Annotated in this window: 20 protein-coding genes; 10 read left to right on the forward strand and 10 right to left on the reverse strand. The window is 32.7% G+C overall.

Annotated features, from left to right (window positions below):
• The first annotated feature begins 2 nt into the window (after window positions 1-2).
• Window positions 3-605: a trimeric intracellular cation channel family protein gene (locus ACQ654_RS22495; RefSeq protein ID WP_430413046.1), complete on the forward strand. Its 603-nt coding sequence runs from the start codon at window positions 3-5 to the stop codon at window positions 603-605.
• A gap of 54 nt (window positions 606-659) precedes the next feature.
• Here ACQ654_RS22495 and ACQ654_RS22500 read toward each other — a convergent pair whose 3' ends face one another.
• The 3 genes from ACQ654_RS22500 to ACQ654_RS22510 form a co-directional block, all read right to left on the reverse strand.
• Complete coding sequence (locus ACQ654_RS22500) at window positions 660-1,883, reverse strand: hypothetical protein (protein ID WP_430412593.1); 1,224 nt, start codon at window positions 1,881-1,883, stop codon at window positions 660-662.
• 668 nt (window positions 1,884-2,551) lie between these two features.
• The gene (locus ACQ654_RS22505; protein ID WP_430412594.1) at window positions 2,552-3,772 is read right to left on the reverse strand and encodes a hypothetical protein; all 1,221 of its coding nucleotides are present in this window, start codon (window positions 3,770-3,772) and stop codon (window positions 2,552-2,554) included.
• Between the two features lie 668 nt (window positions 3,773-4,440).
• Complete coding sequence (locus ACQ654_RS22510) at window positions 4,441-5,661, reverse strand: hypothetical protein (protein ID WP_430412595.1); 1,221 nt, start codon at window positions 5,659-5,661, stop codon at window positions 4,441-4,443.
• Between the two features lie 211 nt (window positions 5,662-5,872).
• On the opposite strand from ACQ654_RS22510, the gene ACQ654_RS22515 reads away from it, so the two are divergent.
• The 4 genes from ACQ654_RS22515 (at window position 5,873) to ACQ654_RS22530 (ending at window position 12,238) form a co-directional block, all read left to right on the forward strand.
• Window positions 5,873-6,298 carry a hypothetical protein gene (locus ACQ654_RS22515; RefSeq protein WP_430412596.1) on the forward strand — a complete coding sequence of 142 codons (426 nt, stop codon included), beginning with the start codon at window positions 5,873-5,875 and terminating at the stop codon, window positions 6,296-6,298.
• A 146-nt stretch (window positions 6,299-6,444) separates the two neighbouring features.
• Complete coding sequence (locus ACQ654_RS22520; RefSeq protein ID WP_430413047.1) at window positions 6,445-7,527, forward strand: efflux RND transporter periplasmic adaptor subunit; 1,083 nt, start codon at window positions 6,445-6,447, stop codon at window positions 7,525-7,527.
• Window positions 7,528-7,554: 27 nt separating this feature from the next.
• Window positions 7,555-10,803 carry an efflux RND transporter permease subunit gene (locus ACQ654_RS22525; RefSeq protein ID WP_430412597.1) on the forward strand — a complete coding sequence of 1,083 codons (3,249 nt, stop codon included), beginning with the start codon at window positions 7,555-7,557 and terminating at the stop codon, window positions 10,801-10,803.
• On the forward strand, window positions 10,796-12,238 hold the full coding sequence (locus ACQ654_RS22530) for a TolC family protein (protein ID WP_430412598.1): 1,443 nt from the start codon (window positions 10,796-10,798) through the stop codon (window positions 12,236-12,238). The genes ACQ654_RS22525 and ACQ654_RS22530 overlap by 8 nt, the downstream gene beginning before the upstream one ends.
• A 152-nt stretch (window positions 12,239-12,390) precedes the next feature.
• On the opposite strand, the gene ACQ654_RS22535 is transcribed toward ACQ654_RS22530, so the two are convergent.
• A complete protein-coding gene (locus ACQ654_RS22535; protein WP_430412599.1) occupies window positions 12,391-13,089 on the reverse strand; it encodes a peptidylprolyl isomerase in 699 nt (232 codons plus the stop codon).
• A gap of 2 nt (window positions 13,090-13,091) precedes the next feature.
• On the opposite strand from ACQ654_RS22535, the gene ACQ654_RS22540 reads away from it, so the two are divergent.
• Together ACQ654_RS22540 and ACQ654_RS22545 are read left to right on the forward strand one after the other, a co-directional pair.
• Window positions 13,092-13,739 carry an NUDIX hydrolase gene (locus tag ACQ654_RS22540; RefSeq protein WP_430412600.1) on the forward strand — a complete coding sequence of 216 codons (648 nt, stop codon included), beginning with the start codon at window positions 13,092-13,094 and terminating at the stop codon, window positions 13,737-13,739.
• A 39-nt stretch (window positions 13,740-13,778) separates the two neighbouring features.
• The gene (locus ACQ654_RS22545) at window positions 13,779-14,582 is read left to right on the forward strand and encodes a lysophospholipid acyltransferase family protein (RefSeq protein WP_430412601.1); all 804 of its coding nucleotides are present in this window, start codon (window positions 13,779-13,781) and stop codon (window positions 14,580-14,582) included.
• A 70-nt stretch (window positions 14,583-14,652) separates the two neighbouring features.
• On the opposite strand, the gene ACQ654_RS22550 is transcribed toward ACQ654_RS22545, so the two are convergent.
• From ACQ654_RS22550 to ACQ654_RS22560, 3 genes are read right to left on the reverse strand one after another with little or no spacing between them, the layout of a single operon-like run.
• Window positions 14,653-14,919: a hypothetical protein gene (locus ACQ654_RS22550; RefSeq protein WP_430412602.1), complete on the reverse strand. Its 267-nt coding sequence runs from the start codon at window positions 14,917-14,919 to the stop codon at window positions 14,653-14,655.
• Window positions 14,920-14,948: 29 nt separating this feature from the next.
• Window positions 14,949-15,575, reverse strand: a complete 627-nt coding sequence (locus ACQ654_RS22555; RefSeq protein WP_430412603.1) for a hypothetical protein — start codon at window positions 15,573-15,575, stop codon at window positions 14,949-14,951.
• A gap of 3 nt (window positions 15,576-15,578) precedes the next feature.
• A complete protein-coding gene (locus tag ACQ654_RS22560) occupies window positions 15,579-16,073 on the reverse strand; it encodes an RNA polymerase sigma factor (protein ID WP_430412604.1) in 495 nt (164 codons plus the stop codon).
• A 109-nt stretch (window positions 16,074-16,182) separates the two neighbouring features.
• Between ACQ654_RS22560 and ACQ654_RS22565 the strand changes: the two genes are divergently transcribed.
• Entirely contained in the window at window positions 16,183-17,466 is a 1,284-nt protein-coding gene (locus tag ACQ654_RS22565; RefSeq protein WP_430412605.1) for an NAD(P)/FAD-dependent oxidoreductase, read from the forward strand.
• A gap of 57 nt (window positions 17,467-17,523) precedes the next feature.
• On the opposite strand, the gene ACQ654_RS22570 is transcribed toward ACQ654_RS22565, so the two are convergent.
• The gene (locus ACQ654_RS22570) at window positions 17,524-18,072 is read right to left on the reverse strand and encodes a metal-dependent hydrolase (RefSeq protein ID WP_430412606.1); all 549 of its coding nucleotides are present in this window, start codon (window positions 18,070-18,072) and stop codon (window positions 17,524-17,526) included.
• Window positions 18,072-18,347 (reverse strand): DUF6576 domain-containing protein, encoded by a 276-nt coding sequence (locus ACQ654_RS22575; RefSeq protein WP_430412607.1) that lies wholly within the window; start codon window positions 18,345-18,347, stop codon window positions 18,072-18,074. Before ACQ654_RS22575 ends, ACQ654_RS22570 begins: the two co-directional genes overlap by 1 nt.
• Before the next feature lie 166 nt (window positions 18,348-18,513).
• Between ACQ654_RS22575 and ACQ654_RS22580 the strand changes: the two genes are divergently transcribed.
• Window positions 18,514-20,667 carry a TonB-dependent receptor gene (locus ACQ654_RS22580; RefSeq protein WP_430412608.1) on the forward strand — a complete coding sequence of 718 codons (2,154 nt, stop codon included), beginning with the start codon at window positions 18,514-18,516 and terminating at the stop codon, window positions 20,665-20,667.
• 15 nt (window positions 20,668-20,682) lie between these two features.
• Here the strand turns inward: ACQ654_RS22580 and ACQ654_RS22585 are convergent, their stop codons facing one another.
• Window positions 20,683-21,207: an N-acetyltransferase family protein gene (locus ACQ654_RS22585; RefSeq protein ID WP_430412609.1), complete on the reverse strand. Its 525-nt coding sequence runs from the start codon at window positions 21,205-21,207 to the stop codon at window positions 20,683-20,685.
• A 153-nt stretch (window positions 21,208-21,360) separates the two neighbouring features.
• Between ACQ654_RS22585 and ACQ654_RS22590 the strand changes: the two genes are divergently transcribed.
• Window positions 21,361-22,671, forward strand: a complete 1,311-nt coding sequence (locus ACQ654_RS22590) for a phosphatidylserine decarboxylase (protein WP_430412610.1) — start codon at window positions 21,361-21,363, stop codon at window positions 22,669-22,671.
• The last annotated feature ends 102 nt before the right edge of the window (window positions 22,672-22,773 follow it).

Genomic DNA, 22,773 nt, shown 5'->3' on the forward strand with positions numbered 1-22,773 from the left:
TGCTGTTTTACACACTTGACATTATAGGAACATTTGCTTTTGCCATTTCGGGAGTTTTGATAGCCATGCAAAAACGAATGGATGTATTCGGAATTTTCATCATTGCTTTTGTAACAGCAGTTGGTGGCGGAACATTGCGCGATATACTTATAGGGAAAACACCTGTTGGTTGGATGAACGATTTAAACTATGTGTACACAATTGCTGGTGCTGTTGTAATTTCAATTTTGTTTCGAAAAAAATTAAACAAACTCCGAACATCACTATTTCTGTTTGACACCATTGGTTTAGGTGTTTTTACCATCATCGGTGTGGAAATAGGAATTTCGTCAAACTTGCATCCAATTATTTGTATTGCTTTGGGAACAATAAGTGCCAGTTTTGGTGGTGTAATTCGTGATATTTTGTGTAATGAAATTCCAGTAATTTTCAGAAAAGAAATTTATGCAACCGCTTGTATTTTGGGTGGAATTACATTTTTTGTGTTGCGTTATTTCAACTTGAAAGAAGATTTAATTTACATATTTACAGCATTGATGGTAATTTCCATACGATTAATTGTGGTGAAATTCAGAATACAATTACCAAAAATATATCACGAATAAAAAAAGAGTCAAACGACGTATTGTGCTTGACTCTTTATCCTTTTTGTCTGTCTATTATAAAAATTGGTATCCTAGAACAAAAGAAAATTGACTTAAGTCAAGTGAAAAAATTGCGCTTTTTTCTATAAGTTCTCTTGAAGTAGTAATTCTTGCTTCAGCATAATATTTATTATAATTGAATCCTATTCCAAAAATACCACCGGCGGAAGTTCTAAAATCTTCATTTAAAGAAGCAGCATTTGCATCAAAATTTTGCTTTAAAGGTAAATCTATAATGACTCCAGCATTTAAAAAAATACGTGAATCATTATTTAAAAAAATATAATGACGGATTCCGAAAGGAAGTTGTATCGCAGCATATTCTACTTTATAAGTTAAATCGGGTACAAGTCTCAAAGGAGCTGCCTTAAATTCACCTTCGCCTTTATATGACTGATAATATGGAGCTATAAATACTGCCCATTTATTTTTATTAAACGGCAAAACATATTCAAAATCGATTCCAATTCTAGGGCTCCAATTCTGCCCAGTTTCACTAGTATTACTTGCTAGACCACTAATAGTTTCCTCGTTTTCTAAAGTAATTTTTTGATTCATGCCTCCGATTTCGGCTCGCAAATGAATTTTTCCTTTACTAATTTGTTCATATTTAGTAAAATCGTTATTCTTACATGTATTGTATGCTATAAAAAATTTCGTTAAATCACTCTTTTTATATCCTAACCTTGAAACCCTTTTTCTTGAAATTGATTCACAAGCTAGTTCTGTATATAATTGTTGACGGTATTCATTATTTACAGCTAAACCACCATTTTCACTTAGATAGTCTTTCTTTACTAATTGTTTAATATTTGTATTTTCATTTTTATAGAAAAATCTACTTATTCCACTATTCTTATACCTATACAAAGAAGCTTTTCCTTCAACTAAAACGTTAAGAAAAACAGTCTTTTCTTCCCATATAGGTTTCCTATCATAGGTTAACTTTGCATAATCGCTTTCAGACATATCAATTTGAACAGTATGCTTTTCATATTTAAAGACACTTGGAATCACAAATTCTTTAACTGAAACAAGTTTTGCAGTTTTTACAGCATCATCAAGCGTTATTTTATAGTCAAAACTAACAGGATTATTGATCCAATCAACATTTTTGATATAGCAGTCCGTTTTTTGACCATTGTTAGAAATAAAATATCCCTTTTCAAAATTTATCTGCGCAAAAAGTCCTGTAGTTGACACAAAAAAGAGTAGTAAAATTAAATAGTTTTTCTTCATGAGTTTAAATATTAATTCAATGTATTCGGCTGCGAATCTAATAAAAAAGTGTTGAAATCTGAAAAATATTGTGTGAGCGTTGCGTTTTATTAATAAGCGTAGTGAAAAATGTGTTTAATCTAAAATCTCAACTTTTTGATTATACTGTTTTTTAGACAATCTTCTTTGGTAAATAAATTTATTGTTATAATTTTTCTTACTGAAATGAAAAAGATTTTCAATAAATATTTAGCTTTAATTGTTGTTTTAGTACTTAACACATTTACAAGTAAATGATGTTCATAGTACTACTACAAACTATGCTACTACAAGTAATTTTAGTGGAATAGACTATTTAGTAGAAAACTCTACTAATGAAGTTGCTGCAATTACTACTTTCAGTCCGTATCATAAAGAAGAAAGTTATTTTCCGATTTTATTGATATGTACTTTCCTAACTATGGTTGATCGTTTTTTTAGGTTAAACATTCATTGTTAAAAATAGTAATAGTTTTTCTTTGATGGCTAGCCATCAAAGAAAAGTTTGTTCTAAATTCCAAAGGTGTCCTCTTATCAATGTTATCGTGTCCACTTGTTTACAATTACCAAAAATATATCAAGAATAGTATAAAAAAAGAGCCAAACAGCAATTGCTTGACTCTTGTATAAGGTTGTTCTGATTCTCTTTCTTATAAAAATTGATATCCTAATGAAAAGGAAAAATGACTTAAGCTTAAAGAACTTCCAGAAGTTTTTTCTAAAAGTTCTCTAGATGTTATAATTCGCGCTTCAACATAGTAATCTTTATAGTTATATCCTATACCAAAAACACCACCTACGGAAGTCTTAAAATTTTCCTCTACTAATCCTAATTCTCCACTAATCTCTGTTGTTAAAGGGATATCCATTACAACTCCTGCATTTAGAAAAAGTCTTGAAATATCATTTACATACATGTAATGACGTATTCCAATGGGCATTTGAATAGCTGCATATTTTATTTCATAAGTCCTTGGTATAAAGAGAGGAGAGCTTTCTGAACTTACTTCGCCTTCTCCTTCAAAAGATTGATAATAAGGTGCAAAAAATGCGGCCCATTTATTTTTATTAAATGGTAGAGCAAACTCTAAATCAAAGCCAAATCTCGAACCCCATTTTGGACCAATTTCATTGCTACTAGCTGTAAGTCCCTGAAAAATTCTTGAATCTAAAGACGTTTTCTGATTTACAATACCAACTTCCGCACGTAAGTGAAACGCACCTTTACTTTCTTGTTTATAAGCAACAAAGTCGTCATTTACACAACTGTTATAATCAACAAAAAAGCGTGTCAAATCATTACGATTGTAACTTAAATTGGAAACTCTTTTTCTTGATATTGCTTCGCAAGTTAATGAAGTATAGAGTTGCTGACGATATTGTGTATTTTTAGCAAGTTGATCTTCACCGACTAAATAATATTTATATACTAGTGTTTCTAAATTATTCGTACCTTTTTTGAAGAAAAACTGACTAGTCTCAGCATTTTTGTAATGATATAAAGTAGCATCACCTTCGACTAAAATATTTAAGAATGATGTTTTTTCTTGCCATTCAGGATTTTTATCATTGTTTAGTTTTGCATAGTCTTTTGTAGACATATCTACATTGATAGTATGTTTTTCATACTTGCAAATATTCGGAATTGTAAAAGATTTTACAGTAGCTAATCGGGCAATTTTAACTTCTCCATCAAGTGTTATTTTATAGTCAAAACTAACAGGATTGTTGATCCAATCAACATTTTTGATATAACAGTCCGTTTTTTGACCATTATTAGAAATAAAATATCCCTTTTCAAAATTTATCTGCGCAAAAAGTCCTGTAGTTGACACTAAAAAGAGTAGTAAAATTAAATAGTTTTTCTTCATGAGTTTAAATATTAATTCAATGTATTCGGCTGCGAATCTAATAAAAAAGTGTTGAAATCTGAAAAATATTGTGTGAGCGTTGCGTTTTATTAATAAGCGTAGTGAAAAATGTGTTTAATCTAAAATCTCAACTTTTTGATTATACTGTTTTTTAGACAATCTTCTTTGGTAAATAAATTTATTGTTATAATTTTTCTTACTGAAATGAAAAAGATTTTCAATAAATATTTAGCTTTAATTGTTGTTTTAGTACTTAACACATTTACAAGTAAATGATGTTCATAGTACTACTACAAACTATGCTACTACAAGTAATTTTAGTGGAATAGACTATTTAGTAGAAAACTCTACTAATGAAGTTGCTGCAATTACTACTTTCAGTCCGTATCATAAAGAAGAAAGTTATTTTCCGATTTTATTGATATGTACTTTCCTAACTATGGTTGATCGTTTTTTTAGGTTAAACATTCATTGTTAAAAATAGTAATAGTTTTTCTTTGATGGCTAGCCATCAAAGAAAAGTTTGTTCTAAATTCAAAAGGTGTCCTCTTATCAATGTTATCGTGTCCACTTGTTTACAATTACCAAAAATATATCAAGAATAGTATAAAAAAAGAGCCAAACAGCAATTGCTTGACTCTTGTATAAGGTTGTTCTGATTCTCTTTCTTATAAAAATTGATATCCTAATGAAAAGGAAAAATGACTTAAGCTTAAAGAACTTCCAGAAGTTTTTTCTAAAAGTTCTCTAGATGTTATGATTCGCGCTTCAACATAGTAATCTTTATAGTTATATCCTATACCAAAAACACCACCTACGGAAGTCTTAAAATTTTCCTCTACTAATCCTAATTCTCCACTAATCTCTGTTGTTAAAGGGATATCCATTACAACTCCTGCATTTAGAAAAAGTCTTGAAGTATCATTTACATACATGTAATGACGTATTCCAATGGGCATTTGAATAGCTGCATATTTTATTTCATAAGTCCTTGGACTAAAGAGAGGAGAGCTTTCTGAACTTACTTCGCCTTCTCCTTCAAAAGATTGATAATAAGGTGCAAAAAATGCGGCCCATTTATTTTTATTAAATGGTAGAGCAAACTCTAAATCAAAGCCAAATCTCGAACCCCATTTTGGACCAATTTCATTGCTACTAGCTGTAAGTCCCTGAAAAATTCTTGAATCTAAAGACGTTTTCTGATTTACAATACCAACTTCCGCACGTAAGTGAAACGCACCTTTACTTTCTTGTTTATAAGCAACAAAGTCGTCATTTACACAACTGTTATAATCAACAAAAAAGCGTGTCAAATCATTACGATTGTAACTTAAATTGGAAACTCTTTTTCTTGATATTGCTTCGCAAGTTAATGAAGTATAGAGTTGCTGACGATATTGTGTATTTTTAGCAAGTTGATCTTCACCGACTAAATAATATTTATATACTAGTGTTTCTAAATTATTCGTACCTTTTTTGAAGAAAAACTGACTAGTCTCAGCATTTTTGTAATGATATAAAGTAGCATCACCTTCGACTAAAATATTTAAGAATGATGTTTTTTCTTGCCATTCAGGATTTTTATCATTGTTTAGTTTTGCATAGTCTTTTGTAGACATATCTACATTGATAGTATGTTTTTCATACTTGCAAATATTCGGAATTGTAAAAGACTTTACAGTAGCTAATCGGGCAATTTTAACTTCTCCATCAAGTGTTATTTTATAGTCAAAACTAACAGGATTGTTGATCCAATCAACATTTTTGATATAACAGTCCGTTTTTTGACCATTATTAGAAATAAAATATCCCTTTTCAAAATTTATCTGCGCAAAAAGTCCTGTAGTTGACACTAAAAAGAGTAGTAAAATTAAATAGTTTTTCTTCATGAGTTTAAATATTAATTCAATGTATTCGGCTGCGAATCTAATAAAAAAGTGTTGAAATCTGAAAAATATTGTGTGAGCGTTGCGTTTTATTAATAAGCGTAGTGAAAAATGTGTTTTAATCTAAAATCTCAACTTTTTGATTATACTGTTTTTTAGACAATCTTCTTTGGTAAATAAATTTATTGTTATAATTTTGTTTGCTGAAATGAAAATGATTTTCAATAAATATTTAGCTTTAATTGTTGTTTTAGTACTTAACACATTTACCAGTTTACAAGTAAATGATGTTCATAGTACTACTACAAACTATGCTACTACAAGTAATTTTAGTGGAATAGACTATTTAGTAGAAAACTCTACTAATGAAGTTGCTGCAATTACTACTTTCAGTCCGTATCACAAGGAAGAAGGAAGAAAGTTATTTTTCGATTTTATTGATAACAATGAAGTAGAAGACGAAGAACCTTCTACCAAAAACAGTTGGTATCACAAAGACTACATTCATACGACCTTTGTCAATGCGGAATTGTTTAAAAGTTCTTCTAAGGAGCTTCAAAAAAAGAGATATCGTCCACAAAGCGATATTAATGAGCCAAGACTTAGGCTTCACTTACAATTTCAAGTATTTATAATTTAATATGAACAAAAACAGCTCTATATACTTTGTAGAACTGTTTTTAGGTACTGTTTTAGAATTTGAATCAAAACTCTAAAGCATTCAATCCGTACGGATTGTATTTAAAACTTTTATTATTTTATAAAATATTTCAACAAGTGAATACCATTAAGAAAACAATCGTTTTTGCAAGCATATTTGTGTTTTTATTTTTCGCAAGCTGTGAAACAAAGAAAGAAGAAAAACATGAAGTAACTACCTTTCTTATAACGAATCCAATTAAGAAAGATACTTCAATTACAAAGGATTATGTGAGTCAAATTCATTCCATACGACACATAGAATTAAGAGCTTTAGAAAGAGGCTATTTAAAAAATATTTCTGTCGATGAAGGACAACACGTAAAAAAAGGACAACAGATGTTTCAGATCATGCCCAACATCTACCAAGCTGAGCTTCAAAAAGCAAAAGCAGAATCTAAAGCTGCTGAAATAGAACTAAGAAACACCAAACTATTAGCGGACGGAAACGTGGTTTCTCCCAACGAACTAGCTATGGCAAAGGCTAATTTAGACAAAGCAAATGCAGAAGTTTCATTAGCGCAAACACATTTAGGTTTTACAAGTATAAAAGCACCTTTTGATGGTATTATGAACCATTTGGAAGTTAGAGAAGGAAGTCTTTTAGATGAAGGAGAATTATTAACAACACTCTCTGACAACAGTAAAATGTGGGTTTATTTTAATGTTCCTGAAGCTGAGTATTTAGATTATATCATGAGTGAATCCCAAAAAGGCAACAAAGAAGTTGGACTTTTAATGGCAAATAACAAGCATTTCAATCAAAAAGGTATTGTTGAAATTATTGAAGGAGAATTTAATAGCGAAACGGGTAATATAGCTTTTAGAGCTACGTTTCCAAATCCAGACGGTATTTTAAGACATGGCGAAACAGGAAGTATTTTAATGACAGTTCCTTATAAAGATGTGATTATAATTCCGCAAAAAGCCACTTTTGAGGTTTTAGATAAAACCTATGTTTTTGTGGTTGATAAAGAACATGTTGTTCATCAAAAAGAAATAACAATTGGTGCAGAATTACCACATTTATTTATTGTAGACAAAGGATTGTCGGAAAGCGATACCATACTTCTTGAAGGTATTCGAATGGTGAAAGACAAAGATAAAATTCATACTGAAATGGTTGATGCTACTTCGGTATTAGCCAATCTAGCACTTTACGCAGAGTAATCCTTATTTAATCTACACACAAATATCATGTTTAAACAATTTATAAAAAGACCTGTCTTGGCTATTGTCATTTCGGTCATCATCGTATTTATAGGTGGACTTGCTATAAAGCAATTGCCCATATCTCAATTTCCGCAAATTGCCCCAACAACTGTAAATATTTTTATAGCATACCCAGGATCTAGTGCGGATGTGTTAGTAAATTCAACCCTAATACCACTAGAAACTGCCATAAACGGTGTTCAAGATATGCGATACATTGCCTCTGATGCCACAAGTGCTGGTGAAGGTACATTGCGTGTTATTTTTGAACCAGGTACAGATCCTAACGAAGCTGTGGTCAGGGTAAAAACCAGAGTCGATCAAGTAATGCCCTTACTTCCCGAACTAGTACAACGTGAAGGTGTTATTATTACGCCTGTACAGCCAAGTATGTTAATGTACGTTAACCTGTCTAGTGAAGATAAAAACAATGACGAAAAGTTTCTCTACAACTATGCATACACTAAAATAATACCAGAAATACAACGTATTAATGGGATTGCAAGTGCTAAAATTTTAGGAAGTAGAAAGTATGCAATGCGTGTATGGTTAAAGCCAGACCGAATGCGTGCCTATAATATTTCTGCCGAAGAAGTTTTAGAAGCTATGGAAGACCAAAGTATTCTTGCCAGACCAGGTCGTTTGGGAAGAAGCTCTGGACAAACGGCTCAATCGTTAGAATATGTACTAACATATCAAAACAGATACAACGAACCCGAACAATATGAAGAAATTATTATTAAAGCGAATAAAGAAGGACAAATTATCAAGCTTTCTGATGTTGCAGATGTAAAACTAGGAAGTGAGTTTTTTGACATCTATTCTAACTTAGACGGAAAACCTTCAGCGTCTATTGTTCTAAAACAAACGTTTGGAAGTAATGGTAGTGATGTTATTGATTTGGTAAAAGAAAAACTAGCTGAGTTAGAAGTAGATTTGCCACCAGGCGTAGATTTTCAAATCAGTTATGATGTTTCTAATTTCCTAGATGCTTCTATAGAACAAGTATTGCATACACTTAGAGATGCTTTTATTTTAGTAGCTATTGTAGTATTCTTGTTTTTAGGAGATTGGCGTTCTACACTTATTCCTATTATAGCCGTTCCGGTATCTTTGATTGGTGCTTTCTTTGTGATGCAACTTTTTGGATTATCCATTAACCTTATCACACTTTTCGCATTGGTCTTAGCAATTGGTATTGTCGTCGATAATGCTATTGTAGTGGTGGAAGCCGTTCACGTAAAAATGGAAGAAGAAAACTTAACACCTTATAAAGCTTCCTATGAAGTTTTAGGTGAAATTGGTGGAGCTATTGTTGCCATCACCTTGGTAATGGTTTCGGTATTTATTCCTATTTCGTTTATGACAGGGCCTGTTGGTGTTTTCTATAGACAATTCTCAATCACTATGGCTGGTTCTATTGTTATTTCTGCCATTGTAGCCTTAACATTAACACCAGTGCTTTGTGCAATGTTACTAAAGAATAATCATGGAAAGAAAAGAACATCACCATTAGATAAATTTATTGACTGGTTCAACAGAGGATTTGAAAAATTGACAGGCATCTACGTTAAAATTTTAAATAAAATTGTAGCACGAAGATTGGTGACTTTCGGAATTTTAATCGCTTTCTGTGCAGGTATATTCTTTACAAGTCAAGAATTGCCAGCAGGTTTCATCCCAAATGAAGATCAAGGAATGATCTATGCTATTATACAAACACCACCAGGAGCAACATTAGAGCGTACCAATGAAGTTGCTAAAAAACTTCAGAAAATTTGTGAAGAAACCGAAGGTGTAGCATCTGTATCATCGTTAGCTGGGTATGAAATTATGACGGAAGGTAGAGGTTCTAATGCGGGAACTTGTTTAATTAACCTTAAACCATGGTCTGAACGTGAACATTCTGTACACGAAATAATGGAAGAACTAGAAGAGGAAACCAAAGATTTAGGAGCTATCATTGAATATTTTGAACCACCTGCGGTACCAGGTTTTGGATCTTCAGGAGGATTTGCAATGCGCTTATTAGATAAAACCAACTCAACAGATTATCATCATTTTGAGAAAATCAACAATGAATTCATGGAAGCCTTATCTAAACGTGAAGAACTTACAGGTTTATTTACATTCTTTTCGGCGAATTATCCACAATATCAACTAAAAATCAACAACAAAATTGCCATGCAAAAAGGGGTTACTATTGGAAAAGCCATGGAAAACCTAAACATTTTAATTGGTAGTACGTACGAGCAAGGTTTTATTCGTTTTGGTAGATTCTTTAAAGTGTACACACAAGCCGCACCAGAATACCGACGATTACCAACCGATCTTGAAAAGCTTTTTGTAAAAAATGAAGAAGGTGAAATGGTACCTTACTCAGCTTTTATGAGCATTGAAAAAAAACTAGGGCCAAACGAAATTACACGTTACAACCTATACAATTCTGCATCCATAAGAGGATTGCCAGCGCCAGGATTTACAAGTGGAGATGCCATTGATGCTATCAAAGAAGTAGCGGCTAAAGAATTGCCCAAAGGATATGATATTGCTTGGGAAGGTTTAACGTACGATGAAGCCCAAAGAGGTAATGAATCAATATACATTTTTATCATAGTATTAGTGTTTGTCTACTTTGTACTTGCGGCACAGTACGAAAGCTTTCTGTTACCGTTTGCAGTAATTTTATCCTTGCCTGTAGGTGTATTTGGATCATTTATTCTACTAAAATCAATGGGATTAGCCAATGATGTGTATGCGCAAATTGGTGTGATTATGCTTGTTGGTTTGCTTGGTAAAAATGCAGTATTAATCATAGAATTTGCTGTGCAAAAACGTAGGCAAGGAGCTACCATATTAGAAGCTGCAATAGAAGGTTCAAGAGCTAGATTTAGACCAATTTTAATGACTTCATTTGCTTTCATAGCAGGATTAATTCCTTTGGTTATAGCTTCTGGAGCTGGAGCTATTGGTAATAGAACCATTGGTGGATCTTCTCTAGGAGGTATGCTTATTGGAACTCTTTTTGGTGTTTTAATTATACCAGGACTGTATTACATTTTCGCTAAAATGTCAGATGGTAAAAATCTTATCAAAGATGAAGCTAATGAGCCAATTTCAGAAGAAATGATACGAGTTAGTGAACGTGAAAAACAAAGTAAAACGAATGCCGAAGATATAAGCAAACTATCAAAACTTTTCAAAAAACTTCTAAAAAGGAAAAAAGATGAATAATATAATAAAGATTAAAAAATCATATCTATTGGGTGTGTTCGCCTTTCTGTTTTTCTACGCTTGTGTCCCAACTCAAGAGGCAGTGAGAGAGGAAAATAAAGCAGTTCCTGAGCAATACCTAAATGAAACAGCAGATACGCTAAATACCGCAACAGTTCAATGGAAAGAGTTCTTTTCTGACCAAAAATTAGTAATGCTAATTAATACAGCTTTAGCTAACAATCAAGAGCTTAACATTATGCTACAGCAAATAGCAATGGCTAATAATGAAATCAAAGTTAGAAAAGGGGAATACCTGCCATTTGTGAATGTATATGCTGGTGCTGAAGTAGAAAAAGTAGGCGAGTATACTAGAAATGGAGCTGTAGAACAACAGTTAAACATTCGTGAAGGTGAAGAATTTCCAGAACCATTAACTGATTTTTCAGTTGGTTTTTCAGCATCATGGGAATTAGATGTTTGGAAAAAACTACGTAATGGTAAAAAAGCGGCAGTTTTAGAATATCTAAGTACTATTGAAGGTAAAAATTTCATGGTGACGAATATCGTTTCAGAAATTGCGAGTTCCTATTATGAACTATTGGCGTTAGACAATCAATTACTCATTATTGAACAGAATTTAGAAATTCAGAAAAACGCATTGCAAATGGTGAAACTGCAAAAGCAAGCGGCGAGAGCTACACAATTGGCTGTGATACGTTTTGAAGCTGAAGTGTTTAAAAATCAGAGTAATAAATTTAAAATTAAACAAAATATTGTTGAAACTGAAAACAAAATTAATTTTCTCTTGGGTCGCTATCCACAAGCTATTGACAGAGATTCAGATAATTTTATAAACAGAACTATTGATACTATTCATGCAGGTATTCCAGCTCAACTTTTGGCGAATCGTCCAGATATTAGACAAGCTGAGTATGAATTGGCAGCTTCCAAATTAAATGTTAAAATAGCAAAAGCTAATTTCTATCCTTCTTTCGGTATTAAAGCTGGTATTGGATTGCAAGCGTTCAATGCAAAATTTTTAACAAGCACACCACAATCGCTACTATACTCGTTAGTTGGTGACGCCATTGGTCCATTGATAAACAGAAATGCCATCAAAGCAACATATAAAAATGCTAACAGCAGACAATTACAAGCTGTCTTCGAATATGAAAAAGCGATATTAAATGGATATATGGAAGTTGCAAATGAGCTGTCTAACATCAACAATTTAAAAGAAAGTTATGCATTAAAAGAAGAACAAGTAAATGCGATGAAACAAGCTATTGATCTTTCTATTAAGCTTTTTAAATCTGCAAGAGCAGAATATACAGAAGTATTGTTGACGCAAAGAGAAGCGTTAGATTCTAAAATTGAAATCATAGAAACCAAAAGAGAGCAGCTGTTAGCCAATGTGAAGGTTTACAAAGCATTAGGCGGCGGTTGGAATTAATTAAAAAATTTCATCAAATTATGAAAGCCATTTTACAACTTGTAAAATGGCTTTTTTACTTCTATTTTAGATGCAATTTAGATTTCTACAACACTATATTATCGTGTCCACTTGTTTACAATTACCAAGCGTGTTTCAAGTAAAAACCTATATTAATCCAATACTTCTACGCGTTTAATTATAATGTTTTTCTTTGGCCATTCGCCTTTATCAGTTTCTTGGTTGGCAATTTCATCAACAACATCCATACCTGCAATCACTTTTCCGAATGCTGTATATTCTTTGTTTAAATGATGTGTTCCACCTTTTTTCTGAACGATAAAAAATTCAAAAGGAGACGCCATTTTATACACATGATCTAGCTCGCCACTTGGCATAGAAATAACGCCACGATCATGTTTGAAACCTTTTTTCGTATCTGGCGGAAGCAAGTATTTACCAATCTTCTGACGTTTTTTGGCAATATTCCAACCATCAGAATTTCCACCCTGAATTACAAAATCTTTTACAACTCTATGAAACTGAGTTCCTGCAAAATAGTCTCGCTTGGCTAACATGATAAAATTAGCTCTATGATATGGAGTTTCTTTATACAATTGAATGTCAATATTCCCAAAGTCTGTTACAATACGGACACGCGTTTCAGGATTCTTTTTTCCATAATCAATCATATAATCCAACACATTTTCGGTAGTAATAAAGACGTGTTTTTTTTCCTTTTTCTTTTCTTTTTTTGTTGTTTTTGGCGTTTCAGTTTTTTGCACTTCCTCAGAAGTAGGTGTAGAAGTTTTAGTATCTTCACAACTTAAAAATGCGCAGGCAACAATCAATAAAAAGCAAATTTTTTTCATAGATGAATTTTGATAATTTTAAAAAAATCCTTCCAAAAATAACAAAAATACCGCTTCCAGGCATTTCTTCTCAGTTAAAAATGGCACCTTCTATGCGACAAGAAGCTTTAGAGAACATGGAAGAATGCATGAAAACAGCTCGAAAATCTGCAGTAATGGCGTTATTTTATCCAAATAAAGCAAACGAAACTACGATTGTATTAATTTTGCGAAAAGTCTATAAAGGCGTACATTCCAATCAAGTTGGATTTCCAGGTGGAAAAGCAGAACTTGAAGATGGAACCTTAGAAGTGACGGCTTTGCGCGAAACCGAAGAAGAAGTTGGTGTGCAACAAAATACAATTGAAGTTATTCGTAAAATTACAGCAACGTACATTCCGCCAAGTAACTTTACAGTGCAACCTTATATTGGTGTTTTACATTATACACCTATGTTTATTCCGCAAGAATCTGAAGTGGAAGCAATTTTAGAAGTTTCACTCCACGATTTATTATCAGAAGCATCTACTATTGAAAAGGAATTGACAACTTCGTATGCAACATCTATCAAAGTGCCAGCATTTTACCTTAATAATTATGTCGTTTGGGGAGCAACAGCCATGATGTTAAGCGAAGTTAAAGATATCATTCTAGAAGCTAGTTCAAATTAGTTTTTGTAACTTTGCAATTCGCCTAAAAATTAAAAATACATGGGATTATTCAAAAGAAATCCTTTCGGACATATACTTTTTCTAAAAAAATGGTTGATTAGAATTGCGGGAACGTTGACGCATCGACGCTATCGTGGTTTTAATGAATTACAGATTGAAGGCTCAGAAATACTTAAAAATTTACCAGATAAAAATGTATTATTTGTTTCCAATCATCAAACATATTTTGCAGATGTAGTAGCAATGTTTCACGTATTTAATGCAAGTTTGAGTGGAAGAGGAGATTCTATCAAAAATGTAGGATATTTATGGAATCCGAAATTGAATTTGTATTATGTAGCCGCAAAAGAAACTATGAAATCTGGTTTGTTGCCAAAAATATTAGCGTATGCAGGTTCAATAAGTATAGAACGAACGTGGAGAGCAAATGGAGAAGATGTAAACCGCCAAGTAAAAATGAGTGATATTTCTAACATAGGAATTGCACTAGATGATGGTTGGGTAATTACATTTCCGCAAGGAACAACACGACCTTGGAAACCTATTCGAAAAGGAACAGCACACATTATCAAACGATACAAACCAATTGTAGTACCTATTGTAATTGATGGATTTAGAAGATCATTTGATCGTAAAGGACTTCGCATCAAAAAGAAAGGAATTCTACAATCTATGGAAATCAAGGAACCGTTAGAATTTGATTATGAAAACGAAAGTGTAAATGATATTATTGAAAAATTAGAATATGCCATTGAGCAACATCCTTCATTTCTAAAAGTAATTCCGCAAAAAGAATTGGAAGCAATGGAAGAATTGAATAAAAAGCGTAAGTGGGAATATTAAAAAAATAGAAACATAGACAAAAAGGACTCATCAATACAATGCGTCCTTTTTTTATGGATATAACTGAATCTTAATTTTCAGTACTTGTTGTTTCTTCACTTGGCGTTTCGTCATCATTTAACGTAGAAGAAACTAAGTTTCCTAACTTATAAAATACATTATAAATCAATTGAATGATGCCGCCATTTCCACCAGAATAGATAGCAGTAGACATTTGTGAACTTTCTAGTACAAACGCTTTTGAAGTCACTTCCTTATTGAATGTAACAGTTGGTTGATGTGCACTAACTGATACACTAAAGATGAGAAACAGTATTAAAAAGGCTACTTTTTTCATGATCGTTTAATTTTAAATGGTAACTGGTATTATGATTTTAATTGCTTTAATTCTTTGTAATTACGTTTCAACTTTTTAGTTAAAAGACCGTATAATAAATAATATATTCCGTAAAATAATGCGACAATAATACATGCTAATAAAATTGTAACAACTGCTAATAATAAGTATTTAGTAATATTAGCTTCGGCTGAAAACTTTTCCATTCCGCCAGTTCCTTCTATAAAACCAATAGGGAACGCAACACAAATAGTAAAAGCAATCACACTTAAACTGTACGCAATATAGTGTTTTACAGTTTTTCGTGTGGAAATAATATTCTGCATTAAATCTTTAATAGAGTTTGTTGTAGAAATCTTCTTATAATTAATAAAAAACTTATAAATGAAGTAAAACACAACTAATGATGAAGCGTAACAGAACCAATTTAGCCAAACGGGCATTGTGGAGTCGCTCATTAAATCGGGTTGAATAAAAAGGGCAAGTACTACAATTGCCACTCCAAATCCGAGTTCAAATAAACTGACATAAAAAATCCATTTCACCAAAGATGATGATTTCTTATGGGTCATTTTGTCAATATCGTTGTAGGATAGCTTAGGCTGATTCTCCTCTTGCTTTTTCCAATCTTTTTTTAATAGGTCTAATTCTTCCATGGGTTATGGATTTAAAATCTTTTTCAATTTGGTCTTAATTCTATTCATCTTCACGCGTGCATTTACTTCTGTAATACCAATTGTTTCGGCTATTTCTTTATAATTTTTATCTTCTAAGTATAAAAAAATCAAGGCTTTTTCAATATCTGACAATTGCTTGATAGCTTTATACATTATTTTCAACTGTTCTTCTTCAGTATCGTCGTAATCTTCGGATGTTATTTTAAAAATAACACTTTCATAATCTTGCGTCTTTACAGACCTTTTGGACTTTCTATATAACGTAATAGCAGTGTTTAATGCTACTCTATACATCCAAGTGCTAAATTTTGAATCGCCCCTAAACTTCGGATATGCTTTCCATAATTGTATAGTAATCTCCTGAAAAAGATCGTTATGTTGATCTTTATTAGAAGTATAAATTCTACACACTTTATGAACGATATTTTGGTTGCGTTCAAGTTCGGTTACAAAACTATGTTCAAGTTCTTTGCTCAATTCTTGATGGTTATTTGTTTATATGTGTTCAGTTATACAAATATGTTACATATTTTTTAGAAAAGTTTTTTAAAGCTGTATTTTTGTACTGTTAAAAAGGAACATTTTTATGAACATACCAAGAACGAGTTTTCCACGAGTAGTAATTATCGGTTGTGGATTTGCAGGCATTTCACTCGCAAAAGAATTAGGAAAACAAGAAGTACAAGTTGTATTATTGGATCGGCATAATTATCACACTTTTCAACCGCTTCTATATCAAGTTTCTACGGGTGGATTAGAGCCAGATTCAATTGCATATCCAATTCGTAAAATTGTAAAAAACTATCCTAACTTTTACTTTCGATTGGCAAATGTAGCTTCCGTTGATCCAGAAAAAAAGTGCGTTTGTACCGATATTGGCGATATCAATTATGATAAATTAATCATTGCCACAGGATCTAAAACAAATTTTTTTGGAAATGCTTCCATTGAAAAATATAGTATGGTGATGAAAACGATTCCACAATCGTTAAATCTTCGTAGTTTAATTCTTGAAAACTTTGAACAGGCCTTATTAATTTCTGATTTAGAAGAACGCAATGCATTGATGAATTTTGTCATTGTAGGAGCCGGACCAACTGGTGTAGAATTAGCTGGCGCGTTGGCAGAAATAAAAAAAGGAATTTTGCCGAAAGATTATCCAGATTTAGACATTCGTCAGATGAAAATCAATCTAGTACAAGGTTCAGATCGAATATTGCCAGCCATGAGTGAAAAAGCTTCTGAAAAAGCTGAAGACTACTTGCAAGAATTAGGTGTGGAAGTATGGAAAGACTTACGCGTAACCAATTATGATGGCGATTGGGCAACAACCAACAGCGATATAAATTTCAAAACGGCAACATTAATTTGGTCTGCTGGAGTAAAAGGCGCAACAATTGCAGGTTTAGATGGAGAAGATTTCATTGTTAGAGGAAATCGAATGGTTGTCAATGAATTTAATCTAGTAAAAGGATTTAAAGATATATATGCTTTGGGCGATATTGCTTGTATGAAAAGTGAATTATATCCTTTTGGACATCCAATGATGGCGCAACCAGCTATTCAACAAGGGAAAAATCTCGGAAAAAACCTATTGCGAGAAATAAAAGGCAAAGAAATGAAGCCTTTTGTTTACAATGACAAAGGATCAATGGCAACTGTTGGACGAAATAAAGCTGTTGTTGATTTGCCAAATTTCAAATTTCAAGGAGTTTTTGCTTGGTTTGTGTGGATGTTTGTACACTTATTCTTCCTAATCGGATTCCGAAACAGAATGATTGTCTTTATAAATTGGGTGTACAATTATATTCGCTTTGATAGAGAAGCTCGATTAATCATTAGACCGTATAAAAAAACACGTAAACTCTAGTTATTTGTAATAATTGTTTGATGATATTCGTTAAATTTTGAAAAAATAGCGACCTTATTATGCTTTTTGGTTCCTTATTTTTCTAACAAAGAAATTTACAATCAACAAACTCACAGCAGGAATTCCAATATAAAACAGTTCATTCTGTACAACTTGCCAGCCCCATTTGCTAAAAAAGTTTCCAGCGCCTAATGGAGAAACTAAAATTGGTCGCCACGAAAAAAAGTAACGTGTGTTTTCAAACGGAATAAAAAAACCAACGCCTCTTCCGCCATTTGTGCAAGCATCCAAAAAACTATGAGACAACGTTGCAATCAAAAAAATAAAGAACAACATAATTCCTGTTTTGGAGAAGTATTTCACCTTTCTATAAAAAATAGCTCTTACAACAAATGCTAGCAAAAACGCAAACAAAATGCTATGCGAAAACCCACGATGTCCCAAAGGATGTTCATACGGGTAGCCAAAACTAAACATAATCACGTCTGCATCTGGAATAATAGCGCAGCAAATCAATAACAGTGAAAGTTTTACGGGATTCAATTTTATAGTAGACACTTTTCCAATAGTGTAGGCGGCCAACGCGTGTCCAAAAATAGATGCCATTAGTTGGAGCCAGAATATTCGTCCAACAGTGCCTTTTCTTGTTTATTAAGACTTTCTACACCTTTGGCATTAATCTTCTCTAAAATACGATCAATTTGTTCCTGTTTCGCTTTTTTCTTTGCGTTAAACTCATCATCAATTGTTTGATATTTCTGTTTACTCGTACTTGAAGAAATACTAGTGCCAGTCTTCGATCTAAAGATCATATATAAAAAAACGGCAATGACAGCAATGGAAATGTAAGGCATTAAACTCATAAATATGTAATGTTTCAAGCAATTTTAGATATTCAAAACTACAATAATTCTACTTTTTGTGCAATTGGAATAAAAATACAATTCATCCATGAATTATGACAATTGAGCACTTCCTTTTTTTAAAAACCTTCATTTCACAAGAGATTTGTCTCATCATCAATCAAGAATAACAAAATAATACCTCATGAAAAAATTAGCTTTACTCAGTTGCTTGCTATTTCAAGTCTTCCTTTTTGGACAAAATACAGTTTCAGGAATTGTAACAGATCAATCCAACGAACCAATTTTTGGCGCAAATGTATATTTAAAAGGAACATATGATGGCGGATCAACCAATGAAAAAGGCGCATTTACATTTACAACTGACGAAAAAGGTACGCAAACGCTGGTTATTTCTTTTTTATCGTTCGAAACGAAAGAAGTAACCTTAACGGTTTCAGAAATGAAAAATATCACCATTAAATTACGTGAAAGTATGGATGCTTTAAACACTGTAATTTTAAGTGCAGGATCGTTTGAAGCCGGCGATAATGCCAAAGTAACAGCATTAAAACCACTTGATATTGTAACAACAGCAAGTGCTTTAGGAGATTTTGTTGGCGCATTACAAACCTTACCAGGAACAAGTACAGTTGCAGAAGACGGACGTTTATTTGTACGTGGTGGACGTGCTGAAGAAACGCAAATTTTTATAGATGGAATTCGTGTATTTACGCCGTATAGCAACACAACCAACAACATTCCTGCGCGTGGACGGTATTCTCCATTTCTATTTAAAGGAATTACTTTTTCTACGGGTGGATATTCTGCCGAATACGGACAAGCTTTGTCTGGAGTTTTGGAATTAAACACAATTAACGAACCCGATCAAGAGAAAACCGATATTTCAGTTATGACTGTTGGTGGCGCGCTTGGACATACCGAAAAGTGGGAAAAAGGTTCGGTAAGTTTTAGCACTTCCTATATTAATTTGGCGCCGTATTTGGAATTATTTCCAGATCGTAACGAATGGAAAAAACCGTTTCAAGGTGGACAAGGAGAAAGTGTATTTCGTCATCATTTTGAAAACGGAACGCTTAAATTTTATACTGCATTTGACGTTACAAGTTTTGAACTCGATCAAGAAAGCATCAATTTTGACGAATTGGTACGTTTCAAACTGAACAATACAAACTTATACATGAACGGTTCGTACAAAGGAACTTTTGGCGAAAAATGGTCTATTTCATCTGGGTTGAGTTATACAAGAGACAATTCGAAAGTGAGAATTATTGATGATAAAATCAACAGTTTAGAAAATTCATTTCACGTTAAAACGAAACTAAAAAAGAACTTTAACAATAGAATAAAGTTGAGTTTTGGAGCAGAATATTTCACAACTAATTTTGATGAAAGTCTTCAAAATCCTTTTGTATCGCAACTGGATTATGGTTTTAATAGTGACTTGTTTGGTGCTTTTGCTGAAGCAGATATTTTCTTTTCTAAAAAGTTTGCTGCAAAAGTTGGTGTTCGTTTAGATCATGCAGATTTGATGAATGAAACCACCATTTCACCACGATTGTCATTGGCGTATAAAACGTCTGAGAAAGATCAAATTTCGTTTGCTTTTGGGCAATTTTACCAGAATCCGAACAATAATTATTTAAAATTTCACACAGGATTCAAGCCAGAAAATGCGACACATTATATTTTAAATTACCAACATGTACACGAAGGCAGAACGTTTCGCGCGGAAGCGTATCACAAAGAATACAACGATTTAATCACGTTTTCAGGCGATTTCCCACAACCTAATGCCAATTTTGCAAACGATGGATTTGGACACGCAACAGGTTTAGATATTTTCTGGAGAGATAATAAAAGTATTAAAAATATAGATTATTGGGTTTCGTATTCATACTTAGATACGTCACGAAAGTTTGAAAACTTTCCAACGGAAGCCATGCCAAATTTTGCTACAAAACATAACTTTTCATTGGTAACAAAACATTGGATCGATAAATGGAAAAGTCAGATTGGGTTTAGTTACAATTATTCTACGGGAAGAGCCTATACAAATCCGAATACGACAGGTTTTCTATCTGAAAGAACAAAAGATAATCACAACTTAAGCGTCAATTGGGCATATTTATTATCGCCACAAAAGATTTTATACTTCTCAGTATCAAATGCTTTAGGAGTAAGAAATGTGTTTGGTTACGAATATGCAAATCAGGCAGACGTAAACGGAACATTTCAACGAATGACGCGTCGTCCGGCGGCAGATCAGTTTTTCTTCGTAGGATTCTTTTGGACCATTAGTGATGATAAAACGAGCAATCAGTTGGATACGTTGTAATTCTGAATTTAGAATTCATAATTCAGAATTATCTAAAAACAACACATGATTTGGATTGGTGCGTGTTTCAGAAATAACAAAATCATGATAACCGACAATTTTAAAATTGTTTTTTGTGTAAAAATGAACAGCGCGTTTATTTTCAATAAGTACATACAACCACATGCCTTGTTGCTGTTGTGTTTGCGTAAAATTTACAATGAAATCAAACAATTCTTTTCCTAAACGTTGTCCGTGAAATTCCTGCAAAACATAGAAGCGATCTAACTTTGTAATTCGTTGTCGTTCAATATGATCATTGGAAACATTCAGCACAATTTTAGAATATCCAACTAATTTGTCTGAAACATAGAGAAGATGATATATAATAGAAACATCTGCAAATTCTGCTATTAACGTAGCTTTATTAAATGTTTTTTTAATAAAATTAGCAACTGCTTCCTTTGGCGTATTTTCCGAATAGGTTTCCAAAAAAGTCTTTTTACCAATAGCAATAATGCGTTCAACATCGTGAATAGTTGCTTTTCGAATTGTGATCATTCTTATGCTTCAATTTAGAATATAAAAATACATTAAAAAGTAACGCACGCAATTATACCTATTTTTCTAATTTGGATACTAATACGCTCATATTCAAACAAAATTCATCATACATTTGAACTATAAAACAAACCCACAAACCAAAACTTTAATATGAAAAACCCAAAAGGATTAAAACATAGTTCAATTGTAAGAGATTTGGATAAGCTACTTCGCAAAAATTCAGATATGAAAAAAGCGTTGCTTATTTCTTTAAAAGCCGCAAATATAGCCGCAAAAGACAGTTTGAATTCAGATTTATACAATGCGTATAATGATGAATTTAACGGAAATGCATGGCCAATAACTATCGAACATTATTATGATTATTTAGACATGTACGTACGTTTGGTGCCAGACGAAAGTAATGATCCTAACTATCCAGATGCTTGGAAAAGTTCAGATACTGCCAATGGCTACAACCAAAAAGTGTACGATTTGTTATGTCAGTTTTATTGGTTGGTTGATCAGAAAGTAGAAGAATCGAGCCTTTCCATGCAAAGCTTTCCAAAGTTTGCAAAATGGTTGGTAAAATTCGCCAAAGATTGGGGCGCATTTTTAGATACAAAAGAATCATTAACCAAAGAAAGTTACTATTCATTCCGACACAATCCAATGTACAATTATCCTTTATACGGAGATAATTCTGAAAGTTGGACAACGTTTAATGAATTCTTTTACAGAGAATTTAACAATGCTGATGCAAAAACAGGAATTTCACCTTTGCGTCCAATTGCAGCACCAAATGACAATACAACTATTGTAGCACCAGCCGATTGTACGTACAAAGCAACTTATGTAATTGATAAAAAAGGGAACGTTTTAGATGCTGACGGACAAATAACGACAGATCGTTTAAAACATACACACGCTATCGGAACGGTAAAAGAATTGCTAGATGGAAGTAAATATGCAAAAGATTTCAACGGTGGAACATTTGTACATTATTTCTTAGGACCATATGATTATCACCGTTTTCACACACCAATAAAAGGTAAAGTGTTGGAAATAAAAGACATTCGTGGTAAAGTGTTTTTAAATGTTGAAATGACGCCAGAAGGACAATGGGACGCGCCAGATGGCGCAGAAGATGGATACGAATTTGAACAAGCACGCGGTTTGGTTATTGTTGATGGTGGAAAAGAAGTTGGAAAAGTAGCCATACTTCCAATCGGAATGGCGCAAGTATCAGGTGTCATGATGTACACGGCTGACAATCCACCAAAAGGAGTTCCGAAAGAAAAGCTAATCAAGGTTGGAGATAGTGTTGTGAAAGGACAAGAATTTGGGAAATTCAGATTTGGAGGTTCAGATATTATTATGTTATTTGAAAAACCACAAACAGATTTATACATGTTTAAGAAAGATCCAGGACATGTGCCAATTCATTTCCAATATGGACAAACAGCTATTTATACAAAATAATAATAGCATTTATACAAAGCAAAACGCCACAACTAAATAGTTTAGTTGTGGCGTTCTTTTTCATAGACAATCTTTACTATTTTATTTAAAAAATAACAAAAG

The organism is Kordia sp. (assembly GCF_965283645.1).
Taxonomy (GTDB): Bacteria; Bacteroidota; Bacteroidia; order Flavobacteriales; family Flavobacteriaceae; genus Kordia.